This is a genomic window from Streptomyces sp. NPDC046716 (genome assembly GCF_040645755.1).
Classification (GTDB): domain Bacteria; phylum Actinomycetota; class Actinomycetes; order Streptomycetales; family Streptomycetaceae; genus Streptomyces.
The window spans coordinates 1-19231 of sequence record NZ_JBEYYU010000028.1; the positions used below are offsets into that span (position 1 = coordinate 1).

Below are 19231 nucleotides of genomic sequence, written 5' to 3' on the forward strand. Positions count from 1 at the left end.
GTGAACGACGAGGTGTTCACGATCGACCCGCCGCCCGCCTCGGCGATCTCCGGGGCGATGGTCTTGATGCCGAGGCCGCCCCCGGGCGGGTCCTACTCGTAGACGACGGTGACCGGGGCGTGGTCCGACCAGCGCTCCGCGTGGGTGGCCACGCTGATCCTCGGGCGGGTGCCGGACTCGCTGGAGCAGTGGCTCGCGGGGTACCGAAGGGGCGCGGGGAACTGCGCGACCAGCCACGACGAAAGCCGCACCCGACGACCGGTTCGTTCAAACCCTCCCCCAACTCGCCTACCTACGAGTAACGTTCCGGCTCCCCACGCCCCTCCCTGCGGTCCGCCCGTCCCCGGCGGCCCCGAGCCAGGCAAGGAGACCGGGATGCCGCACCGCCCACCCCAGGCACACACCCACCGCCTCCCCCGACACCCCGACCTGCCACCGCCCTCAGGCCCGACCGGCGACCTCCGTCTGCTGCGCACCGCCTACCGCTGGCAGCGCCGCGTCGCCACCCTCACCGCGCTCGGCTACTTCACGCTCTTCCTGCTCCTGTCGGCGTTCGCCCCCGGCCTGATGAACCGCTCCGTCACCGGCGGCCTCTCCTCGGGGCTCCTCATCGGCCTGCTCCAACTTCCCGTCACCTGCCTGGCGTTGTACCTCTACGAGCGCACGGCCCGACGCCGCGTCGACCCGCTGGCCCACCGGCTGCGCCGGATCGGTGGCCGGAAGTGACCGCGCTGGTGGACACCCCGGCCGAGTCCATGTCCCTGGCCGCGTTCACGGCGGTGGCGACGGCCACGCTGCTGCTGTGCATCGTCACCAGCCCCGAGCGCGACGACCTGGAGGAGTTCTACACGGGCTTCGGCCGGCTGACGCCGATGCGCAACGGTCTGGCGATCGCGGGCGACTACATCTCCGCGGCGACCGTGCTGACCACCACCGGCATCGTCGCGCTGGTCGGCTACGACGGCGTGGTCCTGGCCCTGAGCACCGCGCTCTCCCTGATGCTGCTGATGTTCCTGCTGGCCGAACCGCTGCGCAACGCGGGCCTGTTCACCATGGGCGACGTCCTCGCCCGCCGGATGCCGGGGCGGGCGGCGCGCATGGCGGCCTGCGCGGTGACCCTGGCCGCGCTCATCCCGCTCATGCTGGTGCAGCTCGCGGGCGCGGGCGACCTGCTGGCGTTCCTCCTGGGCTTCAGCAACCAGACCTTCAAGACGGTCTGCGTGATCGGCGTCGGCGGCCTCATGATCAGCTACGCGGCGATCGGCGGCATGAAGGGCACCGCCGTCATCCAGATCTTCAAGATCGTGATGCTGCTCGGCTCGGGCATCGCCGTCTCGGCGGTGATCCTGCACCGCTTCGACTGGGACCCGGGCGCCCTGCTCGCCCAGGCGGCCGCCCGCAGCGGCGTGGGCCGCGCCTATCTCACCTCGGGGTTGCAGTTCACCGGCAGCAGCTTCCCCCGCCTGGACATGATCAGCTCGGAGCTGACCGTGGTGCTCGGCGGCGCCGCGCTCCCGCACGTCACCATGCGCATGTACACGGCGCGCAACGCCCGCGAGGTGCGCCGCTCGATGTCCTGGGCGGTCTCCGCGGTCGGCGTCTTCGTGCTGGTCATCGCGGTGATCGGGGTCGGAGCGGCGGCCCTGGTGGGACGTACGGGGATCGTGGCGGACAGCGCGCAGGGCAACACGGCGTTCCTGCTCGGCGCGCGGGCGGCGTTCGGCGCCACCCTCTCGACGGCGGAGTCGCTCCTGTTCACGGCGGTCACCACGGCCATCTTCCTGACGCTGCTGGCCTCGGTGGCGGGCATGATCCTGGCCTGCGCCAACTCGCTGGCCCACGACGTGTTCGCGTACGGCAGGAAACGGCTGACGCCCCGCGGGGAACTGAAGACGGCCCGGATCTCGGCCCTCGCCGTCGGCGTCCCCGCCATCCTCCTGGCCACCGTGGTCCAGCACCGCAACCTCCAGCCCCTGTCGACCCTCTCCTTCTGCCTGGGCGCCTCCGCCCTGGCCCCCGCACTGATCTACAGCCTCTTCTGGCGCCGCTACACGAGAGCGGGCCTGCTGTGGACCCTCCTCGGCGGCACCGCGGCCTGCCTGATCCTGATGACGGGCTCCAATCTGGTCTCGGGCTCCCCCACCTCGGCCTTCCCGGGGCACGACCTGAACTGGTTCCCGTTCACGACCACCGGCATCGTCTCGATCCCGCTGGGCTTCCTCTTCGGCTGGCTGGGCACGGTGCTGACCTCCCCGGGGAAGGCGGCTCAGCAGCAGCGGCAGTACGAGGCGGTGGAGGGCTGGATCCTGGCCGGGGCGAGCAGGCCGGTACCGGGCACGGACCGGCGCTCCGCCCGCTGACCCGTTCCCCGCCTGCCGTACGCGTCACCCGCGGGCCTCCGCCGGCCACCGGCCGGCAACCTGACGCCGGCCATCCTGCTACGTTCCCCCGAACACACGAACAGCGAAACCGAGTTCGGAGGGCATGGGCATCGTGGGTGCGTCAGGGTGGGAGTACTACGTCCCGTACCGGGAGGATGTCGCGGCGGCTCTGGAGGAGCTGCGGGCGCGGGTCTTCCGGGACGAGGACTACTACTGGTCGGGGGATCATCCGCTGGGCGAGGACGCTCCCACGCCCCGGCCCGCCACGATCGAGGAGCTCTGGGAGGACGAGGGGGTCCAGGAGGAGGGCACCCACTCGATACTCGACATGGAGCGGGTCCTGCGCCCCGGCGAGCGCCCCCGCGTCGGCGCGGTCCGCCCGGTCCAGCCCGACGAGGCCTGCCGCCTCACCGGGACGGACATCCTCACGCGCGAGCACGTCGAGGCGATCGAACCCCTGGTCGGGGAGGGCTGGTCCGGACGGGTGGCGGTCCTGCACGACGGCGCGGGCCGGCCCAGCGAGCTGTACTTCTGGGGCATCTCGGGGGACTGAGCCCCGCCCGCCCCGCCGTCAGGCGGCCGGTGCGCAGACCGGGGCCCGGGTGACCAGTCCGCGGTGCGGGCCGAGGAGGTCCACGTCCCAGTACGTCCGGTCGTAGCCGATGCCGACGGCCGTGACACCGGGGTCCATCAGGGACGCGTAGATGTCGTTGCCGGGGTCCGGGTCCGTGATCGTGTCCGCGAAGTAGCCGTCGTCGCGGTAGCCCGCGTACATGAACTCCTCGGCGTGGGCGGAGAACAGCCCGGCGTCGGTCAGCCGGGACCGCAGGTCCCGGCCGTCGCTGCCCGTGCCGGTGAGCTTCCCCTGGCCCGCCATGTCGCGGGCGTGGGCGGTGGCCACCTCGGCCGCCTTGTCGGACAGCCGCAGCCCCGGCAGCCCGTGCGCGGCCCGCTCCTCGTTGACCTGGCAGGTGATCCAGTCGACGTCCGGGTAGTAGGCGGGTGCGGCGGCCGCCGCGGCGGGCAGCGCCGTTCCCACGGTTCCGCCCAGAAGGGCCACCACGGCCGCCGCCATCGCCATCGTCCTGCGCTTCACGCTCGTCCCTCTCCGCACGCCGCGCCCCCGGACCGTTCACCGGAGGCGTTGCGAGCAGTGTGCCGACGAGGAGGGGCGGGAACCGGCGCAACATGCCGGTGGAACCTGGGGTCCACCGAGTGGTGGACCCCAGGTTCCACCGGGCGAGGCTGTCGGCGTGCGGGGCGCCCCGGACAGCATTGCTCCCATGATTGATTCCCTTGCGGACACGGCGAGTTGGACAACGGACAGCACCGGCCGGGACGACGTCGTACGGCTCGACGACGTGCGCCGGGTCTACGGCGGAGCACGCGGCAGGCGCGATCGGGTCGCCGCCCTCGACGGGGTGAGCATCGGGCTGCGGCGGGGTTCGTTCACCGCCGTGATGGGCCCCTCCGGCTCCGGCAAGAGCACCTTCCTGCACTGCGCGGCCGGGCTCGACCGGCCGACCTCCGGGTCGGTGACGCTCGACGGGGTGGAGCTGGGCACGCTCGGCGAACGCCGGCTGACCCGGCTGCGCCGCACCCGCATGGGTTTCGTCTTCCAGTCGTACAACCTGCTGCCCGCGCTGACCGTGCGGGACAACGTCACGCTGCCGCTGCGGCTCGCCGGCCGCCGCGTGAAGCGGGCCGAGGTGGACGAGGTCCTGGAGCGCGTCGGCCTCGCGGGACGGCAGCGCAGCCGCCCCGGCGAACTGTCCGGCGGTCAGCAGCAGCGCGTCGCCGTCGCCCGCGCCCTGGTGACCCGGCCCGCGGTCGTCTTCGGCGACGAGCCCACGGGCGCGCTGGACACCACCACGGCCCGGGAGGTCCTGACCCTGCTGCGGGAGGCCGTCGCCCGGACGGCGCAGACGGTGGTGATCGTCACGCACGACCCGGTGGCCGCCGCCCACGCGGACCGGGTGGTGTTCCTGGCCGACGGCCGGATCGCGGGCGCCCTGGAGCGCCCGACCGTGGACGCGGTCGCCGAGCGGATGACCCGGCTCGGCGCATGGGACGCGTCGGTCCGGCAGAACGCACCGGCCCCGAAGAGCGCCGAGGCACGGCGATGACCGGGCTCGCGCTGCGCACCCTGCGCTTCCACAAGGGCGGTTTCATCGCCTCGTTCCTCGCCCTGTTCCTCGGCGCGGTGCTCGTCATCGCCTGCGGCGGGCTCCTGGAGACCGGCATCCACCAAGCGGCCCCGCCGCAGCGGCTGGCCGCCGCGCCGGTCGTCGTCACCGGCGACCAGCGCTACCACGACACCGTCGAGGAACTGGTCTTCCCCGAGCGGATCCGGCCCGCGGCCGCCCTCGCCGACCGGCTGGCGAAGGTGCCGGGCGTGCGCGCGGCGGTGCCGGACGTGTCGTTCCCGGTCACGCTCGACCGGACGGCGGCGACGGGCCGGGCCACCGGTCACGGCTGGTCGTCCGCCGCGCTCGCCCCCTACCGCCTCACCGGCGGCGCCCCGCCCGCCGGGGCCGGCCAGGTGGTCGTCGGCGCCGCCCTCGCCGACCGGGCGGGCCTGCGCGTCGGCGCGCGCGTCGACCTGCTCGCCCACGGCACGGCCAAGCGCTACACGGTCTCCGGCATCGCCCGCGGCACGGACGACGGCGACGCCCTCTTCCTCTCCGACACGGAGGCGGCCCGCGTCTCGGGGCACCCCCGACACGCCGACTCCATCGCCCTGTTGACCACCCCGGGCACGGATCCCGGCGCACTCGCCCGGGACGTGCGCGGCGCGCTCGCGGGCAGCGCCACCCCGCTCGCCGTGCTGACCGGCGACGCGCGCGGCCGGGCCGAGGACCCGGCCGTGCTCGCCGACGGCGGCGACCTGATCCCCCTCGCGGCGGCGTTCGGCGGCCTCGCGGTGCTGGTCACCGTCTTCGTCGTGGCCGGCACCCTCGGCCTGTCGATCCGGCGGCGGGAACGGGAGCTGGCCCTGCTGCGCGCCGTCGGCTCCACCCCGGGACAGCTGCGGCGGATGATCGTCGCGGAGACGCTGGTGCTCGCCGCCGTCGCCACCGCGCTCGCCTGCGTACCCGGTCCGCGCGCCGGCCGGTGGCTGCTCACGGCGTTCGCGGACGCGGACGTGGTGCCGGGGTCGCTCGCGTACCGCGCGGGCCAGGTGCCGCTGATCGTCGGGATCGGCACCGCACTGCTCACCGCGGTGTGCGCGGCACTGGTCGCCGCCCACGGCGCGGCCCGCACCCGGCCGACGGAGGCGCTGGCCGACGCGGGGCCGCAGCGCCGCTGGTTCAGCGCCGCCCGCACGGTCCTGGGGGTGCTCTGCCTCGCCGGGGGCACCGCGCTGGCGCTGGGCACGGCCCGCTCGGCGGGACCCGACGCGGGCGGCGTCGCCACCCCGGCGGCGCTGGTGTGGACGGCCGGTTTCGGGCTGCTCGGGCCGGTGCTCGCCCGTGCCTGCACCGCGCTGCTGAGCCGCCCGCTGGGCGCGCTGCCCGGGCTCGCCGGGCAGCTGGCCGCCGCGAACGCGCGGGCCCGCACCTCGCGGCTCGCCGCCGCCGTCATGCCGGTCATGCTCGCCACCGGCCTGGCCCTGACCCTGGCCTACCTCCAGACCACGCAGTCGGCGGGCGCCGAGCGGGCGTTCGACGAGAGCCTGCGCGCCGACCTCGTGGTCACCTCACCGTCCGGCGGGCTGACGCCCGGGACGCTGGCCGCGGTCCGCGCGACCTCCGGCGTCGCGGCGGCCACCGCGCAGATCCCCGGCACCGGCTACCTGGAGTCCGACCGGGCCCGGTCGGCCGGACCGCGCCCCACCGAACTGGCCCTGCGCGGCGTCACGGCCGAGGGCCTGGAGCGTACGACGTCCTACCGGGCCGCCACCGGCAGCCTCGGCGCCCTGCTCGGGCGCACGGTCGCCCTCCCCACGGCCGACGCCGAGGCCCGGGACCTCCGCATCGGCGACCCGGTCCCCTTCCGGCTCGGCGACGGCAGCCCCGTCACCCTGAAGCTGGTGGCCACGCTGGACGCCCGCCGCGGCTACGGGACCGCGCTGGTCCCGGCCGCGCTCATGCTCGCCCACACCGACTCGGGCCTGATCCCCCAGATCATGGTGACGGCAGCCGAGAACACCGACCGCGCCGCCCTCACCGCCGCGCTCACGGACCGCTCCGGGAGCGGTCCGGTGCTGACGGTGACATCACGGGACGCCGTCGCCGCCGCGTACTCCGAACAGGACGACACCCAGGCCTGGATGGCGTACCTGGTGCTCGCGGCGGTCGTCGGTTACGCGGTGATCGCGCTGGTCAACACCCAGATCCTGGCGACGACCGAGCGCCGCCGCGAGTTCGCCCTGCAGCGGCTGATCGGGGCGACCCGCGGTCAGGTCCTGCGGATGACGGCGGTGGAGTCCGTGCTGACCGCGGCGGTCGGCATCGCGCTGGGCACGCTGGTGGCGGCCTGCACCCTGGTCCCGGCGGGCCTCAGCATCCTGGGCTCGGCACTGCCCAGCGGCTCCCCGCTGATCCTGGGCACGGTCCTCGCCGCGGCGCTCGGCCTGACGGTGTCCGCGACCCTGCTCACCACGGGCGCGGTCCTGCGCACCCGCCCGGGCGACGAGGCGGCCGCCTGAACGAGGAGACGTCCGGGGCGCGGCGGCCGACGGCCGCCGCGCCCCGCTCACTTCCCCAGCCGCTCCGCCACCGCCGCCCGCCGGGCCAGCACCCCGTCGCGCAGCTCCTCCATCTCCCGCAGCGCGTCCCGGCGTTCCCGCTTGCCGAGACGGTCGAGGTACAGCCGACCGTAGAGATGGTCCGTCTCGTGCTGGAGGCAGCGGGCGAAGTAGCCGCGGCCCTCCACCACCAGCGGGGCGCCGTCCTTGTCCTGCCCCCGCACGACCGCGTGGTCGGCGCGGGCGACCGCCTTGTAGGGGCCGGGCACGGAGAGACAGCCCTCCATCCCCTCGACGAGCCTGCGGTCGGCGGGCGGCTCCTCGTCGAGCACCGGGTTGGCGATGGCGCCGGTGTGCCGCACGCCCCAGTCGTCCTCCATGTCGTACACGAACAGCTGGAGGTCCACGTCGACCTGGTTGGCGGCGATGGCCGCGCCGTGCGCGACATGGTTCGTGGCGAACATGTCGTCGATCAGGCGGGCCAGTCCGGGGGTGCCGAAGTGCTCCTGCGTGACCGGACTGCACCGCCGCCGCAGCACGTCCTCACCGACCACGGTGATGCGCCGCACGTCCCCCCGCTCGACCTCCGGCAGCAGCCGCCCTCCACTCATCACCGTCAACCCCTGTTCTCCGTGAGCCACTTGACGCCTCTTCACGGCAACGTAGCGCACGCGTGCCCCCGTCAGGGGCGCGGGGAACCGCGCGAGCGACCCGGCCCCTACTCGGAGTCCGCCGGTGCCCGCCCCGTCAGCGCCGCCAGAGAACTCCGCACATGATCCATATGGGCCCGCATCTCGTCCCGCTCCTCGGAATGCTCGCGCAGCACCCCCTCGGTCTCCCGCCCGATCCGCTCGGCCCGCGCCCGCGCCTGCGCCACCAGCTCCGCGCCGGAGGCCTCCGCGTCCTCCTGCCGGTGCCGCGCCGCCTCCTCGGCCTCGGCCAGGGCCCGCTTCGCCTCGGAGAGCCGCGCCTCGGCCCCGGCGACGGCGGCGGCCTCCCACTCGTCCGCGGCGGACTCGCGCCCGGCGCTCTCCCGCTCCAGCGCGTCGATCCGCTCGGCCTGCTCCTTGGCCTGGTCGGCGAGGACGCCCTCGCAGCGGCGCCGCATCTCGCGCAGCGCCTCCAGCGCCTCGCTCCGCGTCTCCTTCACGTCGCGGCGGGCGGCGATCCGGATCTCGTCGGCGGTGGCCCGGGTGGCGGCCTCCCGGGCCGTGGCCCGCTCCTCGGCCGCGCCGCGCACCTCGTCGGCGTGGGCCTGGGCGGCGTCCCGCAGCTCGCCGCCCGCCCGCTCGGCGGCCTCGGCGGCACTCTGCGCGTCGCTCCGCCCGGTGTGCCGCACCGCGGCGGTCTCCTCCTCCACGAGCTCCAGGAGGTACTGGGCGCGCTTGCCCAGCGAGGCGTACGTCTGCGGGGCGAGCCGCTCGACGGCCGCGCGCAGCCGCTCGGCCTCCGCCTCCATCTCCTTGTGCAGGACGGTCAGCCGCGCGGCCCGCTCCCACGCGTCGTCCCGTTCCTTGGACAGCCCCGCGGCGAAGGACTCCACCTGCTCGGGGCGGTATCCGCGCACACCCCGGCCCCTCGTGACCACGAAGCCGTACGCCGACGCCTGGGAGGCCGACGCACCCGTACCCGCACCGCTAGCGCTCATTCTGGGTTTCCCCTCTCCACACCGACACAGCGACCGACCGACGCACGACGTTCTGCGTGATTGGCGCACATCTTTGTGGATCAGACGGAAGCGCTCATAACGCGACACACGTGACACACCGCATGACCCACTCGGTCAAGGATGCGTCAATTGCTGCCGAAAGTCGGAATCGTCGTGTCGGCGCGCAGGGCGGAGAAGAGTTCGGCGGCCTCCGCCGCGTTCCACTCGACGACGTCGCCGACCCCGGGGACGGAGGGTGTGGCGGCGATCGGCACGGTCGTCGTGGAGCCGTCGCCGTGGGAGATGTCGTCCATTTCGAGGCCCAGTTTCCCGAGGTTCAGCAGGCCCGCGTCCCGGTCGACGGTGAGCGCGTTCAGCGAGGCGTTCAGGAACGGCAGCAGCTTCCACGGGGCCAGCAGCGTGCCGGGGCTCAGCGCCTTGCCCGCGATCGCCGCGATCAGCTGCTGCTGCGCCTTTACGCGGCCCAGGTCGCCGTCGGCGTAGCTGTGCCGGTCGCGGGCGTAGGACAGGGCCTCGGTGCCGTTCATCGTCTGGCAGCCGGCCTTGAAATCGGCCCCCGAGTACGAGTCGTTGAGATCCTTCGGGACACAGACGTCGACGCCGCCCAGCGCGTTCACGACGTCCACGAACCCGGCGAAGTTCACCTCGGCGTAGTGGTCGAGGCGCAGCCCCGTCGCCTGCTCGACCGTGCGCGCGAGCAGCGCGGGGCCGCCGAGCGCGTACGAGGCGTTGATCTTGTTCTTGCCGTGGCCGGGAATGCTCACGTAGCTGTCGCGCGGGAGGGAGACCAGGTACGGGCCGCTCGCGCCGTAGTGCAGCACGATGATGGTGTCCGTCTCGTCGCCCGAGTCGGAGCCGACGTGCAGCTCCCGCTGCTGCTCCTTGGTGAGGTTCTTGCGGGTGTCGGAGCCGACGAGCAGCCAGTTCGTGCCCTTGCCCGCGGCGGGCCGCCCGCTGTAGTCGCCCAGGGCGTCCGTCCGCTGGACCTGCCCGACCGCCCAGATCCCGACGCCGACCGCGTACGCGACGACCACCACGCACACCACGAGCAGCGTCAGGAGGATCCTTTTGGGCAGGCTCCGGCGCTTCTTGCCGTTCTTCCCGCTCCTCCCGCGGGTGCGCCTGCCCGAGGCCCGGTACACCGTGGTGCTGCTCGCGGGCGGCAGCGGGTGCTCCGGCGGATCTGGCGGCGTCGTCATGGAACGAACCTGACACAGCACCAGAAATGCCGCAGGGCGACACACCCTTACGGTGCATCGCCCCACGGCTCACGGCCCCGCTACAGCAGGCCGTCCCACATCTGCTCGAGCAGCACCGACCACCAGGTCTCGGGCGAGCCGAGCGCGGCCGGGTCGAGCGCGCTCAGCTGGGCCTGGAAGTCGACGGTCCAACGGCCCGCCTGCTCGGGGTTGAGCCCGTAGCGCAGCCGCCACATCCGGCCGAGCAGCGCCAGCGACCGGGCGAACTCCGGCAGCCCGCTGTTCACGAACTGCGGCGGCACCGGCGCCCCGCCGCCCTCGACCGGCACGGCCACGATGTGCGCCGTCCCGTACTGCACGCAGAGCGCCTTGCCGAAGTCGGAGCCCATCACCAGGTACGAGCCCGCGTCCGGCCCCGGCTGCGCCCCGCGCTCCTGCGCCAGCTCGGCCAGGGTCGGCACCGGGCGGCCCGGCTGGGCCTGCGCCCAGAAGAACGGGCCGAAGTCGGCGGGCAGCCCCGCGACGACGAGGGTGTGCGCGACGACGTCCGGCACGCCCTGGCGCGACACCGCCCGCTGGTCGAAGCGGAACACCCCGGGGCCGAAGGCCGACGCCAGCTCCTGCGCGATGCCCTCCGGCGGGATCGGCGGCGCGGGCTGCGCGGGCGGCAGCGGCGCCCGGACCGGCGCCGGACGCGCCGGACCGTCCGCGACCTGGTGCAACTCACCCTGGTGCGCGAGCAGTTGCCGCATGCCCTGCTGGCGCGAGGCGTGATCGGTGCCGTACGGCGCGATCGACGTGATCCGCGCCTGCGGCCACTGCTCGTGGATCATGCGGGAGCAGTAGGCGCCGGGCAGCGCGCACGACTCCAGCTCCGTGTGCAGCTCCAGGACCTGGTCCGGCGGGATGTTCATGCCGCGCAGCTCGTGGAAGATCTGCCACTCCGGGTGCGGCACACCGGGCGCGGAACGCCGGATGAGCTGCTGCTCGGAGCCGTCGGGCGCGCGGTAGCGCAGCACCGCCTGGTAGCCGGGGCCCACGGTCGGCGGACCGGCCGGGCGGCCGGGGGGCGGCTGCGTCTGCGGATATCCGTACGCGGGCGGCGGCCCACCGGGGATCTGCTGCCCGGGCACGGGCGGCGGCATCGCACCGGGCGGCATCCCGCCGGGCGGCGGCGGCTGCATCCCGGCGGGTGCCGGGGGCTGCATTCCGGCGGGCGGGGGCGGCTGCATCCCCGCGGGCGGAGGCGGCTGCACACCGGCCGGCGGAGGCACCTGTGGGCCGGGGCCCGACAGCATCGTGGCCGCGTGGTGCACCGAATCGCCGCCCTGCGCCGGGGGCGGCGGGGGGCCGGGCGGACCGGGCGGGGGCGGGGTGCCGGGAGCGCCGGACGGGCCGGGCTGACCGGGGGCGCCGGGAGCTCCGGGCGGGCCCGGGGGCAGCGGCGCACCGGGCGGACCCGGCGGCGGCGGAGTGCCGGGCGCGCCGGGGCCCGCGATCGGCGGGCCGGAGAGCATGGTCGCGGCGTGGTGCACCTCGGCGCCGGGCGGCGGGGGCTGCGTCGCGGCCGGGGGCTCGGGCGGTCCGGCGGGGCCGGGCGCGGGCACCAGCTGCGTCGGGACGTAACCGCCGCCGGGCAGACCGGGGCTGCCGGGCGGCGGCGGGGTCTGCGCGCCCCCGCCGCGCGGCGGCCGCGCCTTGCTGGTGGCGGCGTTCGCGATGTCCTCGGCGTCGGGCGCGAGCGGGCGCCCGGTGGCGTCCCGGCCCGCGGCGGGCGCGGAGCCCTGCGGATACCCGTAGGCGGGCACGGCGCCGGGCGGCGGCGTGATCGGCACGGCGGTCCCCGGCACCGGCGGCGGCAGCGTCCCGCCGTCCTGGCCGGGCCCGGACGGCGGGGGCGGCGGAGGCGGAGGCGGGGCGCCGACCGGCGCCGGGTCGGGCTTCGCGTCCTCGGTCAGCGGCGGCGAGAACACGGTGTCGGGCAGCGGGACCAGACGGTCCTCCTCGTCCCCCACACCGTTGGTGTCCGTACCGGCCCACGGCGTCGCGTCGACGGGCACCGGCGCGGGCGGCGGCGGTGGTGGCGGCGGCGGGGCGGACGCGGCGGCCGGCACCGCGTCCTGCGGCTCGGCGTCGTCGGCCGGCGCCGCGGCGGACGCGCCGCCCCCGGCGATCCCCAGCTTGTCCGCCGCCTCCTGGAGCCACTCCGGCGGCGACAGCAGGAACGACGTCTGATTGAGGTCCACGCGCTCCGGCGGCCGCGGCGCCGCGGGCCCGGCCGGGGCCTCCGGCAGCCCGTACTCCTCCTCGTACCGCCGGATCACCTCGCCCACCGGCAGCGCGGGCCACAGCGTCGCCTCGGCGGAGTCCCGGGCGATCACGAGCCGCTGGCGGCCCCCGTCGGAGACCGCACCGCCCTCGCGGTCCTCGGCCCACACCACGAACCCCAGCTCGAACTCCCGCACCCGCACCTCACGGTGCTGGTACGCGGGCACATCGCCGTTGATCCACTCCTCGGCGCGCTCCTGCGCCTGTGCGAACGTCACCATCGGACCCTCACCCCTCGTCCGGTGCGTCGGTCGGTACGGCGTGCGCGAAACCGCCGTCCACCATCAGGTTCGCCACCGTCTCCAGCTCCGGCGGATTGCCCGCGAGCCGGGACAGGAAGTCGTCGAAGTCGGCGCCGCAGGGCAGCAGCAGCCGCTCCACCCGCTCGGGCACCGACCAGTGCGCCGTGTCGCCGCCGTCGCGCGCGTCGTCGTACGCGCAGAACCACACCGACCCGATCGCCTCGCCCTTCACCTTCACGGCGAGGATCCCGCCCTGCACGAAGGCGACGCCCAGGTAGTCCTTGGTCAGGTGATCGCGCAGACACTTGTTGACGTACACCACGTCGTTGACCGCCGCCTCGTCGCGCACCGTGAAGAACGGCTGGTCGATCAGCAGCCCCAACTCGGCGTCCAGCGCGGCCCCCACCGGGGCGCACCCGCCGCCCGCCTTCAGGAACGAGCGGTACGCGCCCGGCAGCCGACAGCCCAGGTCCTCCTCGACGCCCAGCACCTGATGCTCGGTCACCGCCACCGCCGACTTCGGCAGGGCGAAGTGCGCGGGCCGGGTGTCCTGGAGGGAACGCGTCCCCCGCTTGTGCTGGTCGACGGCGGCCGTGGCCAGCCCGCCGTGATGACGCAACAGCGCCTTCACCTCCACGGGCACCAACTCGAGCCGGCGCGAGCCGCGCACGTGGTGCCACGTCCAGCCGTGCGGCGTCGCCACCGGCGGGATGGTGTCCCACAGTTCGTGCCCCGCCGCCGCCTGCACCGCGTTCGCCGACACATAGTCCGTGAGCCGCAGTTCGTCGACGCCGAACCCCTGCGGCGGCTCGGCGATCTCGGCCGCCGCGCGCGCGTACGCGGAGAAGTCCGGATAGCCGTCATGGTCCACCCGCACTCCTCTCGGGTGCCGGGTGGCACGGACCGGGTCCGGGAAGTGCACTACCTGCCCGGCATAGGCCGCGTTCGGCGGCGCGGCCTGCTGCCCGAGCCGACCTGTCGTCATGGCGGTTGCCCCCTGCGGCGCTGTGGACGATGTTGATGGTTAGCCGTCATGACAGCCTATGCGGTTGTACGACACCGGTCATCGGGCCTCCGGTTCCATGACCAGCAGTCACCCCACTGTCACCACCCCGTGACGATCGGGCGTGTCGCGGGGGACCGACTACCGCACCGCCCGCCCCATTTGGCACTCTGTCCAGGCAACCCGGGGGTTTGCAGCGGGCGACCGCAGGAGGGGAAGCACCACATGAACAGCGGCACGGCAGAGTCCGTCACACCCACCGACAGCGGGGTGGGTGCCGACCCACGCGTGGGCTGGAGCGCCACCGACACGGCTCCGGCCCCGGTGCTGCGCGGCCGTCGGGACGGGATCCTGCCGACGGTCGCCGCGGCCCTGTCCGTGCGCGGCAGCACCCTGACGTCCACCGCGGCCCGCGGTGAACAGGCGCCGGTGCTGCATCCGTTGGTCCAGGACTTCCTCGACACCCTCACCTCCGCCCAGCGCGACCGCTTCACCGGCCGCTGCGCGGAGGCCATCCTCATCTCCCGGCACCTCGCCTCGACCGACACCGAGCGCACGGAGAAGTCGAAGCGGGCCCGGCGCCGGCCGATGACGATGAGCGAGGCCCGCAAGTCCCTCAAGCACGCCAAGCTCACCACCCGCCGGATCCGCGAGGACGGCGACCCGCTGCACGGCGGCTTCGCCCGCCCCTGCCGTGGCTGCGCCGCGCTGACCGCCCACTTCGGCGTCCGCGTCGTGGACCCGACCGACGACTCCGACGAGGCCGCCCGCTGATGCCCGACTCCGCCACCGCGAACGGCACTTCGCCCGCCCGCTTCACCACCCCCGCCGACGCGGCCCTGCGCGCCGCCGGCTGGCAGCCCGGCCGCTGGGACATCAAGCAGGCCGAGTTCTGGGCCGACGCGCTGCGCACCCATGTCTCCCCGGCCGGCCACCGGCACGCCGTCTTCCCGGCGGCGGTCGAGGCGTGGGCCGAGTTCGGCGGCCTGCATCTCACGCCGACCGGGCCCGGCCGGCACATAGCCCCGTCCCAGCCGCACCTCGACCCGCTGCACGGCCTGCACATGGCACGCACCCTCGGCGACCTCGGCCGCGCCCTCGACACCGAGGTCTGTCCGCTGGGCGCCGAATCGGGCACCGAGGCGCTGCTGGCCATCGACACCGAGGGCCGGGTCTACGCCCTCGACCACAGCGGCGACTGGTATCTCGGCCCCACCATCGACCAGGCCCTGGAAACCCTGACCACCGGCCTCCAGCCACCCCGCCTCCAGTCGGCATAACCACGAACCAGCCCCTCACACGCGGCTCTCGTCGTGGCTGGTCGCGCAGTTCCCCGCGCCCCTGAGATGCGCACTGCGTGCGCCATCTCATCAAGAGAGGCGCGGCGGAGCCGCAGCCTCAAGGGGAGGCTGCGCGTCAGCGCATGCCTCAGGGGCGCGGGGAACTGCGCGACCAGCCACGACGGTGGCGCACACGAAGAACGGCCCAGGGGCGCGGGGAACTGCGCGAGAAGCGGCCGCCGGGTCGTCACCCGGCCGACCACCCGACCAGCCACGACGAGAGGCGCGGACGGACGGGCCCCCGGTCAGGCCCCGGCGCCGAGCACCCCCGCCGGCAGCACGGCCGACACCCGAAATCCCCCCGCGTCAGTGGGCCCGGACACAAACACCCCGCCGAGCCCGGCCACCCGCTCCTTCATCCCCACCAGCCCGTTCCCCCCGGAGGGCAACCCCACGGAGGCCGCCGTGAGAACCGGCGGCGGCTCGTTCTCCACCTGCATCGCCACCTCGGCACCCCGGTGCGCGAGCCGTACATAGGTCTTCGCGCCCGACGCGTGCTTGTGCACATTGGTCAGCGCCTCCTGCACCACCCGGTACGCGGTCTGCTCCACCACGGCCGCGTACACCCGCACATCCCCCTCGACCAGCATCTCCACGACCATCCCGGCGGCCCGCGACTGCCCCACCAGCTCCTCCAGCTCGGCCAGACAGGGCCCGCCCTCCCCCTCCGCCTCGGCCTCGGCCCGTGAGGCGGCCGCCGCGGCGGCGACCCCGACGGCCTGGAGCGGCACCTCGGGCACCCGCTGCGGCGCGGCCTCGCCGGCGCGCAGCACCCCGAGCATCTCCCGCAGCTCGGTCAGCGCCTGGCGGCCCATGTCCCCCACGAGCGCGGCGTTCTTCACCGCCTTCTCCGGGTCCTTGCGGGCCACCGCCTGGAGCGCCGCCGCGTGCACCACCATCAGCGACACCCGGTGCGCGACGACATCGTGCATCTCCCGCGCGATACGGGTCCGCTCCTCGCCCCTGGCCCACTCGGCCCGCTCCTCGGCCCGCTCGGCCAGCAGCGACAGCTCGCGCTCCAGCGACTCGTTGCGCTCCTGGAGGCTCTCCATCAGGCGCCGGCGCGCTCCCACGTACATGCCGAGCAGCAGCGGCGGAGCCGTGACGCCCAGCGCCGTGGTGATCGCGATGAAGGGCACCAGCCAGCTGCCCACCTGGAACGCGTCGACCCCGCGCGCCGCGTCCTGCTGCGCCCGTACGACCGTCACGATCAGCGTCCCCGCGAACGACATCGATGCCAGCGCGCCGATGATCCGCCGGGGCATCTCGGACGCCGCCAGGGAGTACAGGGCGACGACGGTCATCAGAACGCCCATCTCGGCCGGTGTGATCGCCACCGACACCAGGACCACCGCGATCGGCCACTGGCGGCGCAGCACCAGGGTCGCCCCGGCGAGCACGCCGAAGACGACACCGACCGCGGCCGGCAGCCCGGCCTTGTGCGCGAACGAAACTCCCTCGACCGCGCACTCCGCGGCCGACAACACCCCCAGTCCCGCGTCGAACAGCGCACTGCGCCGCCGCTCCCACCACCACGGCCCCCCGGCCGTGGCTCGGTGAACTTCCCCCGTCGTGGTCATACCTCCACCCTACGGGCGCCGCACAAGGGTTTTCCGGTGAGTTTTGTGGACTGCCCTGCACCACGTACCGGTCTCGAACAGAAGCGAAACCGCCTGGAATCACTCGAACTGCTGGCCCCCATGCGTTTCAACCCGGAACGCTGCCTTCCGTCCGAGCCTTTGCCTATGGCAGACACCACAGGCAAGTACGCCGATTTCGAGTCGCTGCGAGAGAGCGCAGTACATCTGCGCCGGGAGGGACTGAGCCGCCGCCAGATCCGCGACCGGCTGCACATCGGCAACAACGACATCCTCAACCGCCTCCTGGAGGGCGAGCCCCCTCCGGACTGGACCAGGCGCCCGAACGCCAAGGCCGACCTTCGCGGCCGCGCTCGCGAACTGCGCCTCCAGGGCTGGACCTATGACCGCATCCAGGTCGAGCTGGGCTGCTCGAAGAGTTCGATCTCGCTGTGGGTGCGGGATCTGCCGAAGCCGGAGCGGCGCGACCCGTCCGAGCAGGCGAAGCTGGCGGCACGCAAGCGGTGGGAGCACGAAAGCGCGATGCGGGAGAACGCGCGACAGCAGACCAAAGACGCGGCACGGCGAGCCGTCGGCACGCTGTCGGATCGCGAACTGTTCCTCACAGGTGTCGCCCTCTACTGGGCGGAGGGCACGAAGGACAAACCGCACGCGCGCCGGGAGACCGTCACCTTCGTCAACAGCGACCCGGGCATGATCCAGGTGTTCCTCGCCTGGCTCGACCTTCTCGACGTCGACCGCGGTGACCTCCGCTTCGGCGTGCTGATCCACGAATCCGCGGACGTGGCGGGCGCCGAACAGTACTGGGCCGACCTGACAGGAGCGCCCCGAAACGCCTTCTACAAAACGACGCTCAAGACACACAATCCCAAGACGGTCCGCAAGAACGTGGGCGAGAGCTACCGGGGCTGTCTCGTGATCAAAGTCCGGCAGAGTGCCGACCTGTACCGTCGCATCGAAGGGTCTTGGTACGGCATAGTAGGGGCGGCGCTCGACACCGACTCAACGAATCGGACATAAGGCGCAGGCGATCCCGAGTCGTCTAATGGCAGGACAAATGGTTTTGGTCCATTGAATGAGGGTTCGATTCCTTCCTCGGGAGCACCACTACGGGGCCCGACCTATCACCGGTCGGGCCCCGCCCTTATTTCCCCCCAGAAACCCCCCGGTATCCTGCGAATGTCCACCCCACATCGCATCCAGAGCCGAAGGGCACCCCCGTGAGCAGCGCCACGAACCCGGCCGCCGTAGTCGTTCTCGCCGCGGGTGAGGGCACCCGCATGAAATCGGCCACCCCCAAAGTCCTGCACGAGCTCTGTGGCCGCTCACTGGTCGGCCACGTGCTGGCCGCCGCACGGGAGTTGAGCCCGGAGCGGCTCGTCGTGGTCGTCGGCCACGAGCGCGAGAAGGTCACCGCGCACGTGAACACGATCGACGCGGGCGCCGTCACCGCGATCCAGCACGAGCAGAACGGGACGGGCCACGCCGTCCGCATGGGCCTGGAGGGCATCGACCCGTCCGGCTCCCTCGACGGCACCGTGATCGTGGTGTGCGGCGACACGCCGCTGCTCACCGGCGGCACCCTGACCGACCTGGCCGCCACCCACACCGCGGACGGCAACGCCGTGACGGTGCTGACCGCCGAGGTCCCCGACGCCACCGGCTACGGCCGCATCGTGCGCGAGAGCGGCACCGGCGCGGTGACGGCGATCGTCGAGCACAAGGACGCCACCGAGGCGCAGCGCGCGATCAGCGAGATCAACTCGGGCGTCTTCGCCTTCGACGGCCGCCTCCTGGCCGACGCCCTGAAGAAGGTCCGCACGGACAACAGCCAGGGCGAGGAGTACCTGACCGACGTCCTCGGCATCCTGCGCGAGGCCGGCCACCGGGTCGGCGCGTCGGTCGCCCGCGACCACCGCGAGATCGCCGGGATCAACAACCGCGTCCAGCTGTCCGAGGCCGGCCGCATCCTGAACGACCGGCTGCTGCACGCGGCGATGCTGGACGGCGTGACCGTGATCGACCCGGCGTCCACCTTCGTGGACGTGGCGGTGACGTTCGAGCGGGACGCGACGGTCCTGCCCGGCACCCAGCTGCACGGCACGACGCACCTCGCCGAGGGCTCGGTCGTCGGCCCGAACACCCGGCTGACGAACACGGTCGTGGGCGCCGGCGCCCGGGTGGACAACACGGTCGCGTACGACTCGGAGATCGGCCCGCAGGCGTCGGTCGGCCCGTTCGCGTATCTGCGTCCGGGCAGCCGTCTCGGCGTGAAGGCCAAGATCGGCACGTACGTCGAGACGAAGAACGCGACGATCGGCGACGGCACGAAGGTCCCGCACCTCTCCTACGTGGGTGACGCGACGATCGGCGACTTCACCAACATCGGCGCCGCCAGCGTCTTCGTGAACTACGACGGCGAGAGCAAGCACCACACGACCGTGGGGTCGCACTGCAAGACCGGATCCGACAACATGTTTGTGGCGCCTGTCACGGTCGGGGACGGTGCCTACACCGCCGCGGGCTCCGTGATCACGAAGGACGTACCGGCCGGTTCGCTGGCCGTGGCCCGGGGCCAGCAAAGGAATATCGAGGGTTGGGTGGCCCGCAAGCGTCCCGGGAGCGCGGCCGCGAAGGCGGCCGAAGCCGCTGCTCGGGAGCAGGGCAACGAGGGCTGACCGGAAACAGGTGCGTCCGACACGGCGTACCGTGATAGGTGCACACGATTCGCCTGGCTCGCTGCTATAGGGACGCGCGGGCAGCTGCGGCGGACGAACTCGT

At 73.8% G+C, this 19231-nt stretch carries 17 protein-coding genes and 1 tRNA gene; 10 read left to right on the forward strand and 8 right to left on the reverse strand.

Annotation, left to right across the window (positions count from 1 at the left end; all coding sequences use genetic code 11):
• Window positions 1-92 precede the first annotated feature (92 nt).
• A complete protein-coding gene (locus ABZ930_RS21395; protein ID WP_361549985.1) occupies window positions 93-251 on the reverse strand; it encodes a hypothetical protein in 159 nt (52 codons plus the stop codon).
• A 124-nt stretch (window positions 252-375) separates the two neighbouring features.
• Here ABZ930_RS21395 and ABZ930_RS21400 point away from each other — a divergent pair, with 124 nt between their 5' ends.
• The 3 genes from ABZ930_RS21400 to ABZ930_RS21410 all read left to right on the forward strand — a co-directional run bounded on the left by ABZ930_RS21400 (window position 376) and on the right by ABZ930_RS21410 (window position 2934).
• Window positions 376-726 (forward strand): DUF485 domain-containing protein, encoded by a 351-nt coding sequence (locus tag ABZ930_RS21400; RefSeq protein WP_361549987.1) that lies wholly within the window; start codon window positions 376-378, stop codon window positions 724-726.
• Window positions 727-755: 29 nt separating this feature from the next.
• Window positions 756-2360 (forward strand): cation acetate symporter, encoded by a 1605-nt coding sequence (locus tag ABZ930_RS21405; RefSeq protein WP_361550163.1) that lies wholly within the window; start codon window positions 756-758, stop codon window positions 2358-2360.
• 124 nt (window positions 2361-2484) lie between these two features.
• A complete protein-coding gene (locus tag ABZ930_RS21410; RefSeq protein WP_361549989.1) occupies window positions 2485-2934 on the forward strand; it encodes a hypothetical protein in 450 nt (149 codons plus the stop codon).
• Between the two features lie 18 nt (window positions 2935-2952).
• Here the strand turns inward: ABZ930_RS21410 and ABZ930_RS21415 are convergent, their stop codons facing one another.
• Window positions 2953-3477, reverse strand: a complete 525-nt coding sequence (locus ABZ930_RS21415) for a CAP domain-containing protein (protein ID WP_361549991.1) — start codon at window positions 3475-3477, stop codon at window positions 2953-2955.
• 187 nt (window positions 3478-3664) lie between these two features.
• Here ABZ930_RS21415 and ABZ930_RS21420 point away from each other — a divergent pair, with 187 nt between their 5' ends.
• Both ABZ930_RS21420 and ABZ930_RS21425 read left to right on the forward strand, forming a co-directional pair.
• A complete protein-coding gene (locus tag ABZ930_RS21420; RefSeq protein ID WP_361549993.1) occupies window positions 3665-4507 on the forward strand; it encodes an ABC transporter ATP-binding protein in 843 nt (280 codons plus the stop codon).
• Window positions 4504-7032, forward strand: a complete 2529-nt coding sequence (locus ABZ930_RS21425; RefSeq protein WP_361549995.1) for an FtsX-like permease family protein — start codon at window positions 4504-4506, stop codon at window positions 7030-7032. The genes ABZ930_RS21420 and ABZ930_RS21425 overlap by 4 nt, the downstream gene beginning before the upstream one ends.
• 47 nt (window positions 7033-7079) lie before the next feature.
• On the opposite strand, the gene def is transcribed toward ABZ930_RS21425, so the two are convergent.
• The 5 genes from def to ABZ930_RS21450 form a co-directional block, all read right to left on the reverse strand.
• Window positions 7080-7682, reverse strand: a complete 603-nt coding sequence (gene def, locus ABZ930_RS21430) for a peptide deformylase (protein ID WP_361549997.1) — start codon at window positions 7680-7682, stop codon at window positions 7080-7082.
• Window positions 7683-7789: 107 nt separating this feature from the next.
• Window positions 7790-8719, reverse strand: coding sequence for a cellulose-binding protein (locus ABZ930_RS21435; RefSeq protein WP_361549999.1), 930 nt, complete (start codon window positions 8717-8719; stop codon window positions 7790-7792).
• A 146-nt stretch (window positions 8720-8865) separates the two neighbouring features.
• Entirely contained in the window at window positions 8866-9939 is a 1074-nt protein-coding gene (locus ABZ930_RS21440) for an LCP family protein (RefSeq protein WP_361550001.1), read from the reverse strand.
• An 80-nt stretch (window positions 9940-10019) separates the two neighbouring features.
• Window positions 10020-12488, reverse strand: a complete 2469-nt coding sequence (locus tag ABZ930_RS21445; protein ID WP_361550003.1) for an SUKH-4 family immunity protein — start codon at window positions 12486-12488, stop codon at window positions 10020-10022.
• A 7-nt stretch (window positions 12489-12495) separates the two neighbouring features.
• Window positions 12496-13494, reverse strand: a complete 999-nt coding sequence (locus tag ABZ930_RS21450) for an HNH endonuclease (RefSeq protein WP_361550005.1) — start codon at window positions 13492-13494, stop codon at window positions 12496-12498.
• 243 nt (window positions 13495-13737) lie between these two features.
• Here ABZ930_RS21450 and ABZ930_RS21455 point away from each other — a divergent pair, with 243 nt between their 5' ends.
• Window positions 13738-14286 carry a YwqJ-related putative deaminase gene (locus ABZ930_RS21455; protein ID WP_361550007.1) on the forward strand — a complete coding sequence of 183 codons (549 nt, stop codon included), beginning with the start codon at window positions 13738-13740 and terminating at the stop codon, window positions 14284-14286.
• Window positions 14286-14792 (forward strand): SUKH-3 domain-containing protein, encoded by a 507-nt coding sequence (locus ABZ930_RS21460; protein ID WP_361550009.1) that lies wholly within the window; start codon window positions 14286-14288, stop codon window positions 14790-14792. The genes ABZ930_RS21455 and ABZ930_RS21460 overlap by 1 nt, the downstream gene beginning before the upstream one ends.
• A gap of 305 nt (window positions 14793-15097) precedes the next feature.
• Here ABZ930_RS21460 and ABZ930_RS21465 read toward each other — a convergent pair whose 3' ends face one another.
• Entirely contained in the window at window positions 15098-16432 is a 1335-nt protein-coding gene (locus ABZ930_RS21465) for a histidine kinase (protein WP_361550011.1), read from the reverse strand.
• Between the two features lie 165 nt (window positions 16433-16597).
• Between ABZ930_RS21465 and ABZ930_RS21470 the strand changes: the two genes are divergently transcribed.
• The 3 genes from ABZ930_RS21470 (at window position 16598) to glmU (ending at window position 19128) form a co-directional block, all read left to right on the forward strand.
• Window positions 16598-17470: a hypothetical protein gene (locus ABZ930_RS21470; protein ID WP_361550165.1), complete on the forward strand. Its 873-nt coding sequence runs from the start codon at window positions 16598-16600 to the stop codon at window positions 17468-17470.
• Between the two features lie 11 nt (window positions 17471-17481).
• Window positions 17482-17552: transfer RNA gene (locus tag ABZ930_RS21475), tRNA-Gln, on the forward strand.
• A 118-nt stretch (window positions 17553-17670) separates the two neighbouring features.
• Entirely contained in the window at window positions 17671-19128 is a 1458-nt protein-coding gene (glmU, locus tag ABZ930_RS21480) for a bifunctional UDP-N-acetylglucosamine diphosphorylase/glucosamine-1-phosphate N-acetyltransferase GlmU (protein WP_361550013.1), read from the forward strand.
• Window positions 19129-19231: the final 103 nt, after the last annotated feature.